Origin of the sequence: Asaia siamensis (assembly GCF_014635085.1) — a bacterium.
Classification (GTDB): Bacteria; Pseudomonadota; Alphaproteobacteria; order Acetobacterales; family Acetobacteraceae; genus Asaia; species Asaia siamensis.
Genome location: NZ_BMCH01000005.1, coordinates 146,981 through 165,245 on the forward strand (window position 1 = coordinate 146,981; position 18,265 = coordinate 165,245).

Sequence of the window (18,265 nt, forward strand, 5' to 3'; positions counted from 1 at the left end):
CCCACAATAAGCGCTTCCCGATCAAGACTTCCAGTATGCCCGCCCGGTCGCGTCATCCGGCGGAGGAGCTTCCTTTCGTGTCCGATTCCGACCAGAGCGCCCAGAGAAAGGGCGAGAAAAAGCGCGATATTGCCTTTGTGGAGATCGTGCGCTTCGTCATGCGCCGCTGGCTGGAACACCCGGCTTTTCTGACGCGCACCCTCATGGGTATTGCGCTTGCCACGATTGCGGATGTTGCGACCCCCGTCCTTTCCGGGCGTCTGGTGACCGATATTTCTAGCCATACAGGCGGGGCGCCGCATGATGCGTCGCAGCTTGCGCTGCGAAACGATGCACTGCTGATGGTGGGGGGGCTTATTGCCCTGGGTCTTGTGGGGCTGCTGGGTCGTCGTTCGTCCTATCTGGGCATCACCCATTTGAGTCTGGCCATCATGCAGCGCGCGCTTTCCCAGGGTTTTGCCCGCGTGCAGCGTTTCTCGACCGACTGGCATGCCAATAATTTTGCAGGCTCGACCGTGCGCAAGCTGACGCGCGGCATGTGGGCAATCGACACGCTCGACGATACCCTGCTTTTGCTGATTGCTCCGGAGGTGCTGGTCCTGACCGGTACCACGCTGGTGCTGGCCTGGCATTCGCCATTCATGGGGGCGGTTCTGGCGCTCTCTGTCGTGCTGTTTACCTGGCTTTCGGTTATGCTGACCCTGCGTTACGTCGCGCCGTCCGCCCGTGCCGCCAATCGCTGGGATACGAAGGTTGGCGCAGCCATTGCCGATGCCGTGACCTGCAATGCCGTGGTCAAGGCTTTTGGCGCCGAGCATCGTGAGGAACGCCGTCTGGGCCGGGTGCTGCGCGCCTGGAGCAACCGCACCTCGCGTACCTGGATCAGAGGGACCAACAGCGCCAATCTTCAGGGCTTTGCCTCGCTGGTCATGCGTATGCTGCTGGTTGCGTTGATCGTCTGGCAGTGGTGGCAGGGCAACGCCGGCCCGGGCGATGTGGCCTATGTGCTGACCATGGTGTTTCTGGTGCAGGGTTATCTGCGCGATCTGGGGCAGCAGGTGAGCCAGGTCCAGCGTTCGGTCAACGAGATGGAAGAACTGGTCGCGATTTTTGGTGAGGCGCCGGGCGTTCAGGATCGCAAGGGGGCGAAGAAGGCGGCTTTCACCCAGGGGCGTGTGCGCTTTGAAAAAGTGACGTTTCAGTACCCCGGTCAGGATACGCCACTCTATCAGGATCTCGATGTAACCATTTCGCCCGGCTCACGCGTGGCGCTGGTAGGGCCGAGCGGCTCGGGCAAGACCACCTTCACCAAGCTCATCCAGCGGCTTTATGACACCACTGAGGGGCGGGTGCTCATCGATGATGTGAATGTGCGCGATGTCACGCAGGACTCGCTGCGCGCGCGCATTGCCATCGTCCCGCAGGAGCCGATGCTGTTTCATCGTTCGCTGGCCGAGAATATCGCCTATGCCCGCCCGGGCGCTACCCAGGCCGAAATCGAACGGGCGGCACGGCTTGCCAATGCGAGTGGCTTTATCGAGCGCCTGCCCGAGGGCTATGCCACGCTGGTGGGTGAACGCGGGGTCAAGCTCTCAGGGGGCGAGCGCCAGCGCGTGGCCATTGCCCGCGCCTTCCTGGCAGATGCGCCGCTGCTGATTTTCGATGAGGCGACATCAAGCCTCGATTCCGAATCAGAGGTGCTGGTTCAGGATGCAATGCATCGCCTCATGGCGGGTCGTACGGTGATTGTCGTGGCGCATCGTCTTTCCACGGTCATGGAGCTCGACCGTATTCTGGTCTTCAGCAAGGGTAAGCTGATGGAAGATGGCGCCCATGGCGAGCTGGTGCAGCGTGAGGGCGGCATCTATCGTCGACTGTTCGAGCTGCAATCGCTCGAAGGCTGAGTGACAGGCAGCCCATAGACTGGATCACGCCGAGCGACCCTGCGGGATATACTCCTGCAGCGCGCCGCCGGGCTGGAATACGTAAATCCGGTCGGCATGGGCAATCGTGGCCGGGCGATGGGCTACGATGATCTGGGTGATCTTCATCTCTCGCAGCGCGGCGGCGACCTGGGCCTCTGTCATTTCATCAAGATGGCTTGTGGCTTCATCCAGGAACAGGATGTCGGGTTTGCGGTACAGCGCCCGTGCCAGAATGAGGCGCTGTTTCTGCCCACCTGAAAGGCCAGCACCCATATCGCCGATAAGAGTGTCAAATCCCATCGGCATACGGTCGATATCCTGCAGAATGGCCGCATGGGCGGCGCATTGCCTGACCCAGCTCTCATCGGGGTCTTCGGCAAAACCGCTGATGTTTTCGGCAATCGAGCCCGAGAAGAGCCCGTCATCCTGGAGCACACCGGCAATCCGGTTACGATAGCCCTCCAGCGTCAGCGCCGCGATATCGTGGCCATCCAGCGCAATCTGTCCGTCTGAGACTTCCATCAATCCCATCAGCGCCTTGAGAAAGGTGGTCTTGCCGCAGCCTGACGGTCCGACGATGGCAACGATGCGGCCTGCCGGGACGTCGAGCGAAACATTCTGGAAGATCCAGGGATCATGTGCGCCATACCGCGCCGAAAGACCCGTGCAGGTCAGGGCGCCACGTATCGCATCCGGCGTCTCTGCGGCCAGAACCGGCGCTGCCTCGCATGGTTCGATTTCAGTCATGACGATATCTGACAGACGCTCGGTCTGGACGCTGAGCATGCGGATCTGGAAGGCACTGCTGATCAGACTGCCGATACGCCCGGCAAACTGATCCTTGTAGGACAGAAAAGCCACCAGCATGCCCACTGTCATGGCGCCTTTCATGACCGCCAGGGCACCAAGCACCATCATGATCAGGCGGTCAGCACCGAAAATCATCTCGGCAAGACGACCATAGATCAGGTCATAACGCTGGATACGAAGCCGCACATTGATGCTGTCGATGATGAGGTTGAGCCAGGAGGTGCGACGGCGTTCCCTCAGGCCCAGTAATTTGACGCTGGCCATGCCGCGCAATGTCTCGATGAAATGGCTCTGCTGGCGCGCATCGAAAACGATCTGTTCCTCATTGGCTTCACGATAGAGGCGATAGGTGAACAGACGCAGGCAGACATCCAGAGCGACGGCGGCAAGAGCAACGGCGCCCAGCCATCCGCCATAGATGAAGAGCATGATTCCCATGCCGATCGCCATCAATCCGTCCATGATCGTCTGGACCATGTCGGTCGTCATGGTCTTCTGGATCGAGGCAATCGCGTTGAAGCGGGAAAGAATGTCGCCCACATGCCGCTTTGCGAAATAATCGAGCGGCAGGCGCGACAGATGGTTGAACAGCCCCGCATTCCATTGCAGCCCGACCCGCGTGCCCAGGATCAGCACAGACCATTGCCGGACACAGGCAATCACCAATTGCAGGAAGAGCAGCAGCGCAACCCCTGCCGCAATGGTGCTGAGCAGTTCGTGGTCGGAAGTCACAACGACTTCGTCGATGATCACCTGCGAGACCATCGGCATGACGATGGCGATGGCCTCCAGTCCCAGAGACAGGATTCCCAACATCAGAAGCGATGAGCGCAATCCGGAGACATGGCGGAAAAGATCCCGCAGGCGCAGGGTTTCCCGGTCGTCTTCCTTGCGGAAATTCTCGTTCGGAAAAGCCTCCAGGGCGATGCCGGTAAAGTCACGCGAGACGACATCGAGGCCAAGCACACGTCGACCGAAGGCGGGATCGTGGATGGTTGCCTTCGTGCCCGAGACCTTTGTCAGGACGACAAAGTGGTTGAGGTTCCAGTGCAGGATGCAGGGCAGACGCAGGCTGGACAATTCATCCAGATCGAGGCGCACGGCACGGGTTGCAAGCCCGACCCGTTCGGCTGTTGCCATCAGGTCTTTAAGGGTACTGCCCTTGATGGACAGGGAGAAACGCCGTCTGAGTGTCGGCAGGTCGATGCGGTTGCCATGATGCCCCATGATCATGGCAAGGCAGGCCATGCCGCATTCTGCCGCCTCGACCTGCAGGATTACCGGGGTCTTGGGCTGAAAGCCGAATTCGAGTGCATTCAGCGCCTTCATTGTCCACGCACCATGCCGCCGCTGACCATGTAGATGTCGTCGCGCACGCTGATCAGAGGGTCGAACAACCACTGATAGAGTCTGCGTGTATCGATTGCGATGTCAGCCTGAACCGCCATGCCTGCCTGGAGGGGCCGTTGCCGGGAATAGGCGGTGACATAGGATTTTTCAGGCATGATCCGGATACGATAAAGGCTTTGCCCGTTGTCGCCGCCCTGTCTGCCCGGCTGCGCGGGCGGAGAAATGCCCTGGGTGCTATTGGAATCTGTCACTGTAATCGGCGCGCGGGTGACCTCAAGCACGTTGCCGCGATAGAGACCAAACCGTTGATAGGGATAGGCGTCATAGCGGAGCAGAACCGGCTCCCCTTCATGCAAAAAGCCGATCGAGGCGCTGTTGACGAACAGCATGGCTTCGAGCGTATGGCCGGCAGGCAGGAGTGTGGCGAGCGTCTGCCCTGACTGGACATGCTGGCCGCGATTGCTGCGAATGGCGGTCAGAATGCCGTCTTCAGGGGCAGTTACGACATTGCTGCGCTGGGACTCGCTTTCGATGATCTGCTGATCGACCTGCGCAATCTCCTTGTCGAGGTCGTTGAGATCGCGCATCTGCTGACTGTCGTAGCGGATCAGTTTGGCCGTCAGCTCGGCAATCTGTCCCTCGATGCCGGAGAAATTCTGCAGAAACTGGGCGTGGCTGCTGAGAAGCTGTGCGTAGGTATAGAGCTGGTTCTGAAACTGCGTTTCGGTGACGATATGCTCGGTTTTCGCTGCCTGCATACGTTTCATCGCAGACTCAACCATCGGCAGCACGTTGTTGTCGTTGTCGAGCTGGCGCCGGATTTCTTCATGCTGCTGGGTCAGAAAACGGATCTGGGTTGCGATCGAGGTCTTTTCGATCGGCCCATCTTTGATCCTGAGATCCTTCTGTTTCCTGAGGATGACACTCTGCTGGCGCAGCTGCGCCAGAACGCGTTCCTGCGTGGGGCCGGAGCTGGAGGTCGACTCGATATCGATCACATACAAGACGTCGCCCTTGTGAACATGCTGTCCTTCCATCGCATTCTGCACGGCAATCACGCCTGTGGCATTGACGGCGACGGTAATGAGACCGGAAGGCGGAGCCATGTAACCCGTGGCATGAACACGGCGCGTATAGACACCAAATGCCACATAGCAAACTGCTGCCAGGCACAAGGCGAGCGTCGCCAGAGCGACCAGGCGGAAGGAAAGGGGCTGGATAACCTGTACCCGGCCCAGCCAGGACTGGCGGCGGGAATCGAGTACCTCCTGCCTGAAAAGGTCAGAGGACATCAGAAACGGGCAGGTAAATCATAAAGACCAGGAACACGAAGACAGACGTTTGATGAGGTGATCATGCAGGAGGATGGTTGGTCTGGCAGGCTTGAAGATTTGCCTGCCAGACCAGGACATTCAGGCCTGATTGGCCTTGGCTGCCGCGATGATCTGGGAAATGCCCAGACCCATGGTCTGGACGGCCTGCGGTACGCCGCTCAGGTTATGGGAGGCGAGAGTGTCGACCACTTCGCCGATCCCGGTTCCCAGGTTGGTGGCAGCCGTCAGGGCGCTGGCATTTGGCGAATGACCGTTGATGGCCGTGCTTGCCCAGTCAACGATATTGCCGATTGCGCCACCGAGTTGCGATCCGAAATTGCTGAAGAAGCCAGCGCCGCTGACTGAGTCAATCTCGGCAATATTCAATTCACGCATGGTCTTGACCTTCTTGCTTGTTGCACTGCGGGCCTTTGGTTGGACCCTGTGCAAGAGAATGCTTTTTATTTGAAAAACACTCAAGTAATGGTCTGGTAAAAATTTCGATACCGGCATGTTGTATGAGTGATTATTAATGGAAATCCAAAATTTTTTGCAAATATCTGGTTAAAAATTAGAATAATTCGTTAATTGTTGCTCTCTCTTCGACCGATTGGCCGGATGCGTGTCTCGCTCGCTACGCGCTGAAAAAACCGTGATAGACCTTGCCGGTTCTCGAATCGTGATGCAGGGGGATGTGACAGGGTGAAGGCCTTGTTTCGCGATCTGGGCCAATATCTTGGCGTCTCTGTCGGATGAAATGATCATGACCATGCAGACCTGGTGGCTTTTCGTGGTCACTGTTTTCTTCATCTCGGCAACGCCGGGTCCGAACATGATGCATGCCTTGAGTCGCAGCGTTCAGGTCGGGTTCAGACGCAGCACGGCTGCCATGGCCGGATGCATCTCGGCGCTGTTTCTCGCTCTTGTGCTGTCGATGGTCGGTATCGGGGCGGTGCTGGCCGCCATGCCGCGTCTGTTCGATGTCATTCGTTATGCAGGCGCAGCCTATCTCGTCTATCTCGGGATCAAGGCCTGGCGTTCAAGCGACGATGCAACTGATGCGACCAGCGGCGGTGGCAGCGAGAGCCGGGCAAGTGCCTGGAGCCTTTATCGCAACGGCTTTCTGGTGGGCATCAGCAATCCAAAACTGCTGCTGTTTGCGGCGGCGTTCTTTCCGCAATTCATCGATCATCACAAGCCCGTCCTGCCGCAATTCGGCATCCTGCTTGTGACCTATCTGTTTTCGGACACGCTCTGGCTGTCCGTCTACGGTATCGGTGGCCACTCGCTTTCGCGGTTTTTGAGCCGCCGTCCGGTCAGGCGGGCTTTCAACCGCCTGACGGCCATCGTTTTCGTAGCGTTCGGTGTCGTGATCTTACGTGCGAAGGCTTGATCCGACCGTACCATGACTGGCGCTCAGTCCTGTCAGCGTAACAGTCACGGTGTCCGGCGTGGTGCCGATATCCTCAACGACATGGGCGCCCGTACGGAACACGACAGGGATGGAAAGCGCCTGACGGGTCAGATGCAACTGGCTCTGCGTTCCGTTGACGAGGGTCGTCACCTGTCCGTCTGCCTGTGTCTGAAGGGCAATATGCGCCTGATGGGTGGCGTCAATCGTGCCAACTGCTACCCCATTTGCGGGGGCATTGTCGATCATGCCGCGCAGCACCACGCGATCTCCGTCGACCACCAGCCTCAGCAGGGGGGCATTGTCATTATCGGGGCCGAGTTCGGCCAGAACGATCTGACCTGATTTCGGGAACTGGTCGATATGGAGCGCCGTGCTGAAGGCGGCCGGTGCATCCTGCACACGCCAGAGATGGCTTTCCGAGAGCTCCGTTCGCGACTGACGGGCGTGATAAGCTGTCGGCTTGCGGGCCGCGCTGCTGAGCGTGATGCCACCCGGAACCAGATGATAGGCCGGGTTGTGGGCCGAAGCGAGCGTGGCGGTCGGTTGCACCGAGATACTGAAAGGCTGTGTTTCACGCAGTTCGAAACCGGTCGGGTCGAAAAGCGGTGCAGCGAGAGCGCTCGCCATGAAGGGAGCAAGCGCACAGGCAGCGAAAAGAAACGGGCTTGTCTTCATGACGGCAACTCCAGGCGTATCAAACAGGGTCAGTGCTGACGCAGGTTTTCAGGAACCGGGTCAACGCGCGACCGCGATGACTGGTCGCATTCTTCTCATCGGATGAGAGTTCGGCAAAACTGCGGCAATCGCCTTTGGGCACGAACATCGGGTCATAGCCATGACCGTGATCGCCTCTCGGCGGCCAGCAGATCGTCCCTTCGCAGCGCCCTTCGGCGAAGCGTGTTGTGCCATCCGGCCAGGCAAGGCAGAGAACGGCGACAAAAGCAGCCTTCTTGTCTGCTGAATCGCCCATCTCGTCATGCACACGCTGCATGGCGACCATCATATCGCCACCCGGTCCGGCCCAGCGGGCTGAATAGATGCCGGGGCGTCCATTTAGCGCCGAGACACAAAAGCCGGAATCATCCGAAAGCGCGGGCAGGCCGGTGGCTCTGGCTGCTGCCAGAGCCTTGATGGCGGCATTGCCCTCAAAGCTGTCTGCTGTTTCTTCCGGCTCGGCCAGATCGAGTTCGGCAGCCGAGACAATCTCGATTCCGGTCTCGGCCAGAAGCGCACGAAATTCGACCAGCTTGCCCTTGTTATGGCTGGCGAGCACGATGCGCTCGCCACGGCTCAGGCGCCGTTCGCTGCTCATTTGACGCTCTCGAGCGCAGCACGCTGGATTTCGAACAGCCGTGCCGTGCCGGTCTTGGCCAGCGCCATGAGAGCGTTGAATTCGGCCTCGCTGAAGGGGGCGTCTTCAGCCGTGCCCTGAATCTCGACAATGCCGCCTTCGCTGGTCAGCACGAAATTTGTGTCTGCCTGAGCCGAGCTGTCTTCGACATAATCGAGATCGAGCACCGGGCCAGCCTCGGTCAGGCCGCAGGAAACGGCAGCGACCTGCGCGCGCAGCGGCGAGCGCTTGAGCGTGCCAGCCTTGATCTGCTTGTCGAGCGCGATGGCGAGTGCAACCCAGGCGCCGGTAATGGCAGCGCAGCGCGTGCCGCCATCGGCATTGAGCACGTCGCAGTCGAGCGTGATGGTCATTTCACCAAGGGCGCGCAGATCGACGCAGGCGCGCAGGGCGCGACCGATCAGACGCTGGATTTCCTGGGTGCGGCCGGACTGCTTGCCCTTGGCAGCCTCGCGGTTGCCGCGCGTGTGGGTGGCGCGGGGCAGCATGCCGTATTCAGCGGTGATCCAGCCCTGACCCTGGCCACGCAGGAAGGGCGGCACGCGGTTTTCGATCGAGGCGGCGCAGAGAACTTCGGTACCGCCGACGCGGATCAGCACCGAGCCTTCAGCATGGCGGGCGAAGCCCGGCTCGATGGAGACGACGCGGTTTTCATCGGCCTTGCGGCCGGAAGGACGGGTGCTGGACATGATGTTCTTTCTGCTTTCGGTCGTATTGACGCTATCGGAGAGCAGCCTTAGCGCGTCATGTCTCGATTGACAAAAGCGCTGAAGGCGAAAAACGTCCTTGCGGCCTCAGGCGAGGCAATCGATCCGATCGCCCAGCCTGATGGCACCGCCCCGCCGGATGATGGCGTTCTGTCCGAACATGACCCCGCCCGGCTGGTGACGGAACCCGGTCATTGTCCTGAGTGGTTCTCGCGCGACGGGGATGGTGCCTGTCTCCTGATCGATGGTCGTGACGATGCAGCGGCTGCAGGGCTTGACCAGTTCGAGTTCAACGCTGCCGATCTTCAGGATACGCCATGTGTCTTCGGCCCAGGGCGTCTCTGACTCGACCACGATATTGGGTCTGAACCGCTCCATGGGTACGGGCTGGTCGAGGCGTTCATTGAGATCGGTCAGAGAGGCCGTATTGGTCACGAGTAGCGGAAAGCCGTCGGCAAAGCTGACACTGCCGAATTCGGCTGGTCGCGCCCGCTCTGGTGCCGCCATGTAGACGAGGCGACAGGGTGTTTCGAGAAAGGTGCTGACCCATTCCGCTGCCGCATCGCCCGCATCACGTGCCTCGATGTCACGGTCTTTCCACACGCTCACAAGCGCAAGGGGCGCGTCTGGCCCCGGTGGCACAAGCATGAGAGGCGCTGCCGTACCGCCTGACAGATGAAGATTTTCGCCCTCTAGGGCCGTGATGATGCGCGCCATGGCGGGATATTGGCGCTGCGTCATGAATTTGCCTTCCGGCGAGACCACCAGCCAGCGTCGGTCACCCCTTGGTCCCCATGGTTCCAGATCAAGCGCCGCAACATCGATGCGATGCAGGCTTTTGACTGGATGGATGTATAAGGCGGCAATACGGGTCACGAATACGACTCCAGATCCGGGTGGAACGGTAACAGGACCATGGCCCTTTCAGCCGGGCAGGTCACGCGAAAGGGCTGGGCATGATCGATCTCTCAAGCCTGCCGGGTGGTATGGATGCCCGTTCGGCCAAGGTGCTGCGCGAAATCGTCGAGCATTACATGGAGACGGGTGACCCGGTGGCGAGCAAGACTCTGGCCCAGAGACTGACGCCTTCTCTTTCTTCCGCCACGATACGCAATGTCATGGCCGAACTGACCCAGGCCGGTCTCTTGTTCAGCCCCCATGTGTCGGCAGGGCGTCTGCCGACAGAAAAGGGTGTGCGTCTATTTGTCGATGGACTGCTCCAGTTCGGTGCGCTGGATGACACGGAGCGCGCGCAGATTGCCGGCAGACTTGCGCTGAAGGGGCGGTCGATGCAGGAGACGCTGGCCGAGGCATCATCGATGCTTTCCGGCCTCTCGGCTGCGGCAGGGCTCGTTCTGGCGCCGAAAGGCGATGGCGCGCTCAAGCACATCGAATTCGTGGCGCTTGGCCCGGGCAAGGCGCTCGTCATTCTCGTTGCGGCAGACGGGCAGGTCGAAAACCGCGTTATCGAGACGCCACCCGGTCTGCCGCCCTCGGCGCTGGTCGAGGCCGGTAATTATCTCAACTCCCTGCTGGGCGATGTCACGCTGGCTGCCTTGCGCCAGCGTGTGGCGGCCAATCTTCAGCAGAATCGCTCCGATCTCGATTCTCTGGCTGCGAGCGTGATCGAAAGCGGTCTGGCCATGTGGGACGAGCAGCACGGTACGCTCTATCTGCGCGGTCAGGGAAACCTCCTGACAGATATTACCGAAATCGAGAAACTCACGACCATCCAGATGCTGTTCGAGCGGCTTGAAGCGCAGGAGACCATGCTGCGGCTTTTGCAACTGGCGCAGGATTCTGACGGGGTGCGCATCTATATCGGCGCCGAGAGCGGGTTTTTCGGCATGTCCGGTGTCTCGATGGTGGTGGCGCCCGCCCGCAATGAGAACAACCGGATTGTCGGTGCAATCGGAGTGATAGGCCCGACACGGCTCAATTACGGGCGCATCGTGCCGGTTGTGGATTACACGGCGCGTGTCATCGGTCGCTTGCTGAGCTGATATTATTTTTGAAAATCACTCGCAGTTTTCAGTTGCGACTGGTTCTCAAACGCTGTTAGGGTCGGCCCGTTCTGAAGTGGAATGGCTGATGATCGTCTGTTCGTGTAACGCCCTGACCAATCATGATATCGCCGACGCCGTTCGTCGGGGCGCCTCACGGCCAAACGAGGTCTATGCATCCAAGGGCTGCAAGGCCCAGTGTGGCAATTGCGTGCCCGGTGTGGTTTGCGCGCTGCGCAGCCTCATGCGCGAGCGCAAGGAAAACGCGCATCTGTTCCAGCAGGTCGAACAGGGGGGCGCTTCCGCCGCCTTTGCCTGAGCGCGCAGCTCTGAAAAAAGACATGAAAAAACCCGGCGAGCCGCAAGGCTGCCGGGTTTTTTCGTCACTCCTTTATCGCCCTCCGAGCCATGGGCTGGGATGGTGTCGATAGAAGGGTCTTACTCTGCCGTCTGCTCGGGAGCAGGCGAGGAGTTCAGCGTGATGTAGCGCTGGATACCAACCTGCTTGATCAGATCGAACTGACGATCGATGAAGTCTTCATGCTCTTCCTCGTTGGCGAGGATGCGGATCAGCAGGTCACGCGACACATAGTCACGCACACTTTCGCAATAGGCGATGCCTTCGCGCAGATCGGCCAGAGCCTTCTCTTCGAGCTTCAGATCGCAGGCCAGAATTTCCTCGACGCTTTCGCCAATCAGGATCTGGTTCAGGCGCTGCACGTTCGGCAGGCCGCCGAGATACAGGATGCGCTCGATCAGCCAGTCGGCATGACGCATCTCTTCGATGGACTCGTCATATTCCTTCTTGCCCAGCTTGGTCACGCCCCAGTGGTTCAGGGTGCGGGCATGGAGGAAATACTGGTTGATGGCGGTCAGTTCGTTCGTCAGCTGAATGTTCAGATGCTCGACGACTTTCGGGTCTTTCAGCATGGGATGCTCCTTATCTCTGTCCTGTTGCGACGTGACGGCGCAAGTCCGCCCGTGACAGGCTGTGTGACGCTGTTCAAGCATAGAAAAAAATGCAGCGCAACATAAATAACGAAGATAATAATTCCAGTATCGAAGTTGAGAATCACTCTCTTTATTTCTACAGAGTCAATAAACGAAGTTGATTTTCAGTCGCAACAACGAAGCATATTCTGGAATATCTTTTCGCAACGAAAAACGCCCCGCAAAAGCGGGGCGTTTCAGGGGCAGTGCCCCGGTACCGGCATTTTCAGATGCGTCATCGCCTCTCGGCGACGGCGCATGGGTCAATCAGTAGCGCTTGCGCGAGGATCCTTTGCCGTTGCCGACACCGCTACTCTTGCGGAAGGCCGGACGATCGCCGCTGCGATCCCCACCGCGCTCTCCGCCACGGTCGCCCCCGCGATCTCCGCCTCTGTCGCCGCCACGATCGCCACCGCGGAAGCCGCCCTTGCCACGAGGGGCGAATCCACCCTCACGCGGGCGGCGCGGGCCGCGCGGCGGGGCAGACGGGCCGGTCGGAGCCGAAGCCGGCTCGATCTTGGCTTCGTCAGCATCGGCGCCGGCAACGCAGGAGCGGAAACGCTCGGCGCTGTCGGGCGCGATTTCGAACAGGGTATGGTCCGTATCGATATGAATCGCACCGATCTCGCTCTTGGTCACACCGCCAAGACGGCAGATCAGCGGCACCAGCCATTTCGGATCGGCACGCTCGGTGCGGCCAATCGCCAGGCTGAACCACTCACCACCCATGCGGTCGACACGGCCCGTGAATTCACGCGGTGCGCGATCGTCACGCATACCGCGTGCGGGAGCCTCGACGCTGACGGGGCGGATATTCTCGACGCTCGGCAGGCGGCTCTTGTAGAGGCGTACCAGAGCGGTTGCGAGCTGATGCGAGTCATGGGCATCGGCAAGCTGTGAAGCGAGCGCATCTTCATTGGCCTGAGACGGCGCGAAGAGCGTCTGGTCTTCCATCAGACGCTTTGCGTCCTGCTCGAGAATCGCGTCTGCCGACGGCACGCCTTCCCATTCCGCATTGCTGATCTTGGCGAAGGAGAGCAGACGCTCTGCCTTGCGGCGCTGGCTCAGCGGCACCATGATCACGCAGGTGCCCTTGCGGCCTGCACGACCCGTGCGGCCCGAACGGTGCAGCAGGGTTGCCGCCTCGCTGGGCATATTGGCGTGAATGACGAGTGACAGCGCCGGAATATCGATGCCGCGTGCCGCCACGTCGGTGGCCACGCACACACGGGCTACGCCAGAGCGCAGGGCTTCGATCGCGCGCGAACGCTCGTTCTGGCCCATTTCGCCCGAGATCGCGACCGAGGCAAACCCGCGCTCGACCAGCGCTGCCTGCACCTGCGCGACCATGGCGCGGGTGTTGCAGAACAGCATGGCCGTCGGGCTCTCGTAATAACGCAGAACGTTGACGACGCCGCGACCGATGTCATTTGGCGCTGTCAGCACGCATTTATACGTGATGTCGTCATGCTGCTTGGAGGTCGAGACGGTGTTGATCCGCTCGGCGTTCTTCTGGAAACGACGCGCCAGATTGGCGATTTCCTTGGCGATGGTCGCCGAGAAGAGCAGCGTGCGGCGCTCGACCGGTGCGGCATCGAGAAGCTGCTCCAGCTCATCGCGGAAGCCCAGATCGAGCATTTCGTCGGCTTCGTCCAGCACGACCACGCGCAGATCGGACAGGTTCAGGGCACCGCGCGACAGATGATCGCACAGGCGTCCCGGCGTGCCGACCACGATATGGGCGCCATTCGACAGGTTGCGAGCCTCGCGACGGGCATCCGTGCCGCCAATGCAGCTGACGATGCGCGCGCCAGTCTCGGCATAAAGCCACTGAAGTTCGGTCTGCACCTGCAGGGCCAGTTCGCGCGTCGGCGCAACGACCAGAGCCATCGGGCTGTTGGCGGGGGGAAGGCGCTCGCTGCCCTCGGGGATGAGGGTAGGGGCAAAGGCAAGTCCGAAAGCAACTGTCTTGCCGGATCCTGTCTGGGCGGAAACGAGCAGATCCCGTGTTTCGAGGCCCGGCTGCAGTACGGCTTCCTGCACGGCGGTCGGCGTTTCATATCCGCGTGCCGCCAGAGCGCGACTGAGAGACGGGACGGTATCGGGAAAAGGCATGCGGTTCGGACTCGATCAGGATCTTGCGAAGAGAGAACGCCGTTACAGGACTGCGCTGTGTCGAGCGTGGCTCGCGGCGTAAGGAAGGCGGTCAATAGAGAATATGCGGGCTTAAATCTAGGATTAAACGGCAGCGAGGCTGAAAACGCTTCTCTTCGAGATGTGACCCGATACTCACCCAATATATGGGAAAGCGCGCGCGATTTGAAGCGACTGCCTTCATGGCAAGTCTAAAATTCGGGTAAGACGCCGGGCATGATCGCCGATTTCCTTGCCCGTCAGAACGACGCGCTTGCGCGCCTGCGGGGTCGCTCATGGCCTTTCAAATGGCTTTACGCCCCCAGCGGGAATGCGTTCGAGTTTGCCCTGCGCAACACGATCGCCTCGCTTGTTGCTCTGGGCATCGCCTTCTGGATGGAGCTGGGCGAGCCGCAATGGGCGGCCATGACAGTCTGGATCACGGCACAGGGCTCGCGTGGCGAGAGCCTCTCCAAGGGAAGATGGCGTCTGGTCGGCACGCTGCTCGGCATGATCGGCGCTGTGGCGCTGGTTTCGGCCTTTCCGCAGGCTCCCTGGCTGTTCATCCCGGCGCTCGCTCTCTGGGCAGGTATCTGCACGGGGCTTGCGACGCTTCTGCAGAATTTTCGTGCCTATGCCTTCGTTCTGGCGGCCTATACCTGCGCCATCATCGCCACGGGTGCGCTCAGCGCCCCGGACCATGTGTTCGAAATCGCCATGGCGCGTGGCACCTATATCTTTCTGGGTGTGGTCTGCGAGATGGTGGCGGGCCTCGTCTTCTCCGCATCCCTCGCGGTCAAGGCGCGTCGCACCATGCGTGGCTGGCTGACAGAGGGTATCGGTGCCGCTTCTCTTGTGATCAGCGACGTGCTCGATGGTGCTGCGCCGCCTGAAAAAGCCATCCGCGCGGTGTTCAGTCGCACGCTCAAGCTCAATGAGCAGCTCGAATTCACGGTGGTCGAGGTGGGGCGAAGCGACCATGCGATAGCCTGCGCCTATGCCACGATCGGCATTCTCTCGAAAATCGTCTCGCGTGGCCTGGGCATGCAGGCGCGTCTTTCGACAACGCTCGTCGTTTCGGAAAAAGCCCGCTCTGCCCTGCACGAGGTGGCAGGGTTCATCAAGGAGATCGCACAGCGTCTCGATAATGCGGATAGCGTTGTCGCTCTCAGGCAGGATCTGGCGGCCCTTCAGCTACGCTATGATGCTCTCTATCGGCAGGCAGATACTACTCCTGAAGGGGGCGGCAGTTTTGCCCCTGACGACCGGATCATCCTGCATGGGTTGCGTCTCATTCTGGAAGAATACGAGACGCTTCTGATCTATTTTCAGGCCCGTCCGGCCGAGGCCACTGCGCCATCGCGTTTCAGGCTGCGCCGCGTGATGCATTTCCACGCGGCTTTTCATAATGCGATGCGTTCGGCCACGGCGATCTGTCTGGCAGGCCTGGTCTGGGAGGTGACGGCATGGCCGCAGGGGGCCTCCTTCATCTCCTTCGTCGCAGTGGTTGTCGGGCGGTTTGCCACGACCGACAACACGGTTCTGGTCAGCAACCGCTTCTTTTACGGTGCCTGCCTGGCCGCTCTGGCGTCGATCCTGCCTGTATTCTTCCTGATTCCGACCGGGTCCGGCTTCGAGGCGCTGATTGTGGCTATAGCGCCGCTGATGTTCATCGGGGGGCTTGCCGCACGCAATCCGGCAACGGCTACGGCTGCGGGCGCCTATAATACCTTTCTGCCAGCGTTGATCGGCCTCGATAATCACAGCCGCATGGATGAACTCACCTGGTTCAATTCCACGATTGCCCTGCTTCTCGGGCTTGGGGCAGGGGTGCTCGTCTTCCGCTGTATTCTGCCCTTCAATATTCATCAGGTCTGCATTCTGCTCAGGCGGCGTGCCCTGCATGGCTTGCAGCGAATCTGCGCCCCCGGGCGCCGCTTGCCAGCGGAAAACCGCTGGATCGGCCTGATCACGCAGGGCATGGAAAGGGTTATCCGCTATGCGGGCGCCAGTCTGACACCGTTCATGGAGCTCAATCTCCACGGACTGCTTTCAGTTATGACATTGGGGCGCAATCTCCTGTTTCTGCGCCGCTTCGCCTTGCGTCCGGGCCTGCCCGCCGGTTTGTCGGCCATACTGGCCAGCTTCTTCAAGGGGCTTGGGCCGCATCTCCTGCGCAGCCCGACGATGGAAGAGGCAGCCTTTGCCGCAAGGCTCGAGACGGCCATTGCGACCCTTCGCGACAAGGCTGGTGCCGCCGATGTCGCAGAACATCCTGCTTATTCGGAAGCGCTGGGCAGCCTGATGGTCGTGCAGCACGAATGGGCAAGCAATCAGTCCTGGCTGGATGACAGACATTTCCGTCACGCCCTGCAACAGGCGCGCCTCCAGCAAGGCTGAAATGTGCTGGGCGTAACGCTATCATCACAGCCATATGATAGAAAAATAACGAATAAACGTTCCGATTCGACGTTTTCCTGAGAATATAAATTCCGGCGCTGCCCGTGAGGCAGCCGGATTTCACAGGAATGGTGACCGCGTCATGAAGATCGGATTTGTTTCTGACAGTCTCGGAACTCTCTCTTTTGACCAGATGCTCGACCAGGCAGCCGCGCTTGGGGTTGGGGGCGTTGAAATCAATGCGGGGGGCTGGTCACGGGCGCCCCATCTCGACCTGTCCCGGCTCAGGCAGAGCCCTGCCGCCCGCCGGGATTTTCTTCATGCTTTCGAAAGCCGCGGGCTTGAGGTCATTGCACTCAATGTGAACGGCAATCCGCTGCATCCCGTCGATCGCAGGCAGAGTGAAGAGCTGCATGAGACCGTCAGACTGGCTGGCGATCTGGGCATCACCAGAATCTGCACCATGTCGGGCCTCCCCGAGGGACAGGAGGGTGATCGCCTGCCCAACTGGGTGATCAGTTCCTGGCCGCCTGAGGGGCAGATCGCCAAGGAGTGGCAGTTCAGGGAGAGGCTTCTGCCGTATTGGGAGAAGCTGCTCGCCATGGCTTCGCAATGCGGCGTGACGCAGTTCGCGCTTGAGCTGCATGGGGGGCAATGGGCCTATAACGTTCCGAATTTTCTGCGTCTGCGCGAGGCGCTTGGCCCGATGATCGGCGCCAATCTCGATCCATCGCACATGTTCTGGATGGGCGCAGACCCGATCGCTGCAATCGACGGGCTTGGTGAGGCGATCTTTCATGTTCATGCGAAGGATGCCGGGTTCAACGAGGCGCGGCGCGGCGTAACTTCAAATCTCGAAAACGGACCACTGGGCCACCCTGCCGACCGGGCCTGGTCATATCTCACGCTCGGCTATGGCCATGATGCGCTCTGGTGGCGGCAATTCTGCTACCGACTGCGCATGGTTGGTTATGATGGATGGCTTTCCATCGAACACGAAGATCCACTTCTCGACCCGGTCGAGGGTTTAAGCAAATCCGTCGCTTTGCTTCGTGAGGTCATGCCCGTCGCTCTTGGCGGTTTCAATCAGGCTGAGTGCTGACCGGTTTCCGACGCGAGCGGGTGGAGATGCCACCCGCTCGGTTGATCCCGGACACAGCAGAGTAGACGGGTCAGGCGCTGCGAAAGGTCCCTTTTGCGGTCAGGCGGCCAGCTTCTTGCGGGCAATGACGGCGTGCACCGTGTCGTTCCATGCCGTCAAATCCTCAGGCGGTACGACCTCACCGGTGTCGATATCGCCAAGGCCTGCGCGATCAAGCAGAAGCGTGATCAGCCGCGTGCGGTCAGCGGCATCGAGTGCCTGCCAGAGTGCAACCGCTTTCTGCGGAATGAAATTATCGGAGAAGGTGATGATGATGGGCGCGCCGGGGCGAAGAAGGCGGTTGAGTTCCTCCAGCACGGCCAGCGGATCGGTGAGATAGGCAAAGCCGTCGCACAGGCAGATGGCATCGAGCGAGTCATCGGGAAGGTCGATCTGCGGCGTTTCGTTCAGATCCTGCTCGATACGTTGTGTCAGCGCCGTATTGCTGTCGAGAGCGGCCTTGTTCACGTCAAGACCGATCACGGATTCATGGCTGGCTTCCGGCGGAATATGGCTGAGTGCACCCGCCATGAGGTCGAGAATGAGCCCGGAGGCAGGCAGCGTGGTCTGGTAAAGCGCGGTCACGGCTGTGCGGGCACCGACATCCATCTGGCTCGAGTCGCTTCTGCCAGCGTAGAACAGACGATCGGGGTCGCTATTGGCGCGGGTAAAGGCCGCAGAATGCAGCCCCGAAGGAGTTTCAGCCATTGATGGTGTCCTGTCCGTCT

Annotated in this window: 16 protein-coding genes; 6 read left to right on the forward strand and 10 right to left on the reverse strand. The window is 60.2% G+C overall.

The window, feature by feature from the left end; genetic code table 11:
- Positions 1-35: 35 nt before the first annotated feature.
- On the forward strand, positions 36-1,904 hold the full coding sequence (locus IEV53_RS10375) for an ABC transporter ATP-binding protein (RefSeq protein WP_371869860.1): 1,869 nt from the start codon (positions 36-38) through the stop codon (positions 1,902-1,904).
- Positions 1,905-1,928: 24 nt separating this feature from the next.
- Here the strand turns inward: IEV53_RS10375 and IEV53_RS10380 are convergent, their stop codons facing one another.
- The 3 genes from IEV53_RS10380 to IEV53_RS10390 form a co-directional block, all read right to left on the reverse strand.
- A complete protein-coding gene (locus IEV53_RS10380; RefSeq protein WP_188426715.1) occupies positions 1,929-4,064 on the reverse strand; it encodes a peptidase domain-containing ABC transporter in 2,136 nt (711 codons plus the stop codon).
- Positions 4,061-5,377, reverse strand: a complete 1,317-nt coding sequence (locus IEV53_RS10385) for an HlyD family efflux transporter periplasmic adaptor subunit (protein ID WP_188426716.1) — start codon at positions 5,375-5,377, stop codon at positions 4,061-4,063. The genes IEV53_RS10380 and IEV53_RS10385 overlap by 4 nt, the downstream gene beginning before the upstream one ends.
- Positions 5,378-5,497: 120 nt before the next feature.
- A complete protein-coding gene (locus tag IEV53_RS10390; protein ID WP_188426717.1) occupies positions 5,498-5,794 on the reverse strand; it encodes a hypothetical protein in 297 nt (98 codons plus the stop codon).
- Positions 5,795-6,161: 367 nt separating this feature from the next.
- Between IEV53_RS10390 and IEV53_RS10395 the strand changes: the two genes are divergently transcribed.
- A complete protein-coding gene (locus IEV53_RS10395) occupies positions 6,162-6,791 on the forward strand; it encodes a LysE family translocator (RefSeq protein ID WP_188426718.1) in 630 nt (209 codons plus the stop codon).
- On the opposite strand, the gene IEV53_RS10400 is transcribed toward IEV53_RS10395, so the two are convergent.
- From IEV53_RS10400 to IEV53_RS10415, 4 genes are all read right to left on the reverse strand, one after another.
- Positions 6,774-7,487 carry a hypothetical protein gene (locus tag IEV53_RS10400; RefSeq protein WP_188426719.1) on the reverse strand — a complete coding sequence of 238 codons (714 nt, stop codon included), beginning with the start codon at positions 7,485-7,487 and terminating at the stop codon, positions 6,774-6,776. The genes IEV53_RS10395 and IEV53_RS10400 overlap by 18 nt on opposite strands.
- A 19-nt stretch (positions 7,488-7,506) precedes the next feature.
- Entirely contained in the window at positions 7,507-8,124 is a 618-nt protein-coding gene (rdgB, locus tag IEV53_RS10405) for an RdgB/HAM1 family non-canonical purine NTP pyrophosphatase (RefSeq protein ID WP_188426720.1), read from the reverse strand.
- Entirely contained in the window at positions 8,121-8,852 is a 732-nt protein-coding gene (rph, locus tag IEV53_RS10410) for a ribonuclease PH (protein ID WP_188426721.1), read from the reverse strand. Before rph ends, rdgB begins: the two co-directional genes overlap by 4 nt.
- Before the next feature lie 105 nt (positions 8,853-8,957).
- The gene (locus IEV53_RS10415; protein WP_188426722.1) at positions 8,958-9,746 is read right to left on the reverse strand and encodes an MOSC domain-containing protein; all 789 of its coding nucleotides are present in this window, start codon (positions 9,744-9,746) and stop codon (positions 8,958-8,960) included.
- A gap of 80 nt (positions 9,747-9,826) precedes the next feature.
- Between IEV53_RS10415 and hrcA the strand changes: the two genes are divergently transcribed.
- The gene (gene hrcA / locus IEV53_RS10420) at positions 9,827-10,873 is read left to right on the forward strand and encodes a heat-inducible transcriptional repressor HrcA (RefSeq protein WP_229719823.1); all 1,047 of its coding nucleotides are present in this window, start codon (positions 9,827-9,829) and stop codon (positions 10,871-10,873) included.
- 88 nt (positions 10,874-10,961) lie between these two features.
- Entirely contained in the window at positions 10,962-11,192 is a 231-nt protein-coding gene (locus IEV53_RS10425) for a (2Fe-2S)-binding protein (RefSeq protein ID WP_188426723.1), read from the forward strand.
- A gap of 119 nt (positions 11,193-11,311) precedes the next feature.
- On the opposite strand, the gene bfr is transcribed toward IEV53_RS10425, so the two are convergent.
- Together bfr and IEV53_RS10435 are read right to left on the reverse strand one after the other, a co-directional pair.
- Positions 11,312-11,803, reverse strand: a complete 492-nt coding sequence (bfr, locus tag IEV53_RS10430; protein WP_025885276.1) for a bacterioferritin — start codon at positions 11,801-11,803, stop codon at positions 11,312-11,314.
- Between the two features lie 327 nt (positions 11,804-12,130).
- Positions 12,131-13,978, reverse strand: coding sequence for a DEAD/DEAH box helicase (locus IEV53_RS10435; RefSeq protein WP_188426724.1), 1,848 nt, complete (start codon positions 13,976-13,978; stop codon positions 12,131-12,133).
- 255 nt (positions 13,979-14,233) lie between these two features.
- Here IEV53_RS10435 and IEV53_RS10440 point away from each other — a divergent pair, with 255 nt between their 5' ends.
- Both IEV53_RS10440 and IEV53_RS10445 read left to right on the forward strand, forming a co-directional pair.
- Positions 14,234-16,396, forward strand: a complete 2,163-nt coding sequence (locus IEV53_RS10440; protein WP_188426725.1) for an FUSC family protein — start codon at positions 14,234-14,236, stop codon at positions 16,394-16,396.
- A gap of 142 nt (positions 16,397-16,538) precedes the next feature.
- Positions 16,539-17,498 (forward strand): sugar phosphate isomerase/epimerase family protein, encoded by a 960-nt coding sequence (locus IEV53_RS10445; protein ID WP_188426726.1) that lies wholly within the window; start codon positions 16,539-16,541, stop codon positions 17,496-17,498.
- 99 nt (positions 17,499-17,597) lie between these two features.
- Here IEV53_RS10445 and IEV53_RS10450 read toward each other — a convergent pair whose 3' ends face one another.
- The gene (locus IEV53_RS10450) at positions 17,598-18,245 is read right to left on the reverse strand and encodes a class I SAM-dependent methyltransferase (protein ID WP_188426727.1); all 648 of its coding nucleotides are present in this window, start codon (positions 18,243-18,245) and stop codon (positions 17,598-17,600) included.
- Between the last annotated feature and the right edge of the window lie 20 nt (positions 18,246-18,265).

Bases quoted from the DNA above. Each gene is read 5' to 3' on its own strand.
- IEV53_RS10400 (WP_188426719.1), bottom strand. From the start codon at position 7,487: ATGAAGACAAGCCCGTTTCTTTTCGCTGCCTGTGCGCTTGCTCCCTTC.
- IEV53_RS10390 (WP_188426717.1), bottom strand. From the start codon at position 5,794: ATGCGTGAATTGAATATTGCCGAGATTGACTCAGTCAGCGGCGCTGGC.
- IEV53_RS10445 (WP_188426726.1), top strand. From the start codon at position 16,539: ATGAAGATCGGATTTGTTTCTGACAGTCTCGGAACTCTCTCTTTTGAC.
- rph (WP_188426721.1), bottom strand. From the start codon at position 8,852: ATGTCCAGCACCCGTCCTTCCGGCCGCAAGGCCGATGAAAACCGCGTC.
- IEV53_RS10450 (WP_188426727.1), bottom strand. From the start codon at position 18,245: ATGGCTGAAACTCCTTCGGGGCTGCATTCTGCGGCCTTTACCCGCGCC.
- IEV53_RS10385 (WP_188426716.1), bottom strand. From the start codon at position 5,377: ATGTCCTCTGACCTTTTCAGGCAGGAGGTACTCGATTCCCGCCGCCAG.
- IEV53_RS10425 (WP_188426723.1), top strand. From the start codon at position 10,962: ATGATCGTCTGTTCGTGTAACGCCCTGACCAATCATGATATCGCCGAC.
- bfr (WP_025885276.1), bottom strand. From the start codon at position 11,803: ATGCTGAAAGACCCGAAAGTCGTCGAGCATCTGAACATTCAGCTGACG.
- IEV53_RS10435 (WP_188426724.1), bottom strand. From the start codon at position 13,978: ATGCCTTTTCCCGATACCGTCCCGTCTCTCAGTCGCGCTCTGGCGGCA.
- IEV53_RS10375 (WP_371869860.1), top strand. From the start codon at position 36: ATGCCCGCCCGGTCGCGTCATCCGGCGGAGGAGCTTCCTTTCGTGTCC.
- hrcA (WP_229719823.1), top strand. From the start codon at position 9,827: ATGATCGATCTCTCAAGCCTGCCGGGTGGTATGGATGCCCGTTCGGCC.
- rdgB (WP_188426720.1), bottom strand. From the start codon at position 8,124: ATGAGCAGCGAACGGCGCCTGAGCCGTGGCGAGCGCATCGTGCTCGCC.
- IEV53_RS10440 (WP_188426725.1), top strand. From the start codon at position 14,234: ATGATCGCCGATTTCCTTGCCCGTCAGAACGACGCGCTTGCGCGCCTG.
- IEV53_RS10395 (WP_188426718.1), top strand. From the start codon at position 6,162: ATGACCATGCAGACCTGGTGGCTTTTCGTGGTCACTGTTTTCTTCATC.
- IEV53_RS10380 (WP_188426715.1), bottom strand. From the start codon at position 4,064: ATGAAGGCGCTGAATGCACTCGAATTCGGCTTTCAGCCCAAGACCCCG.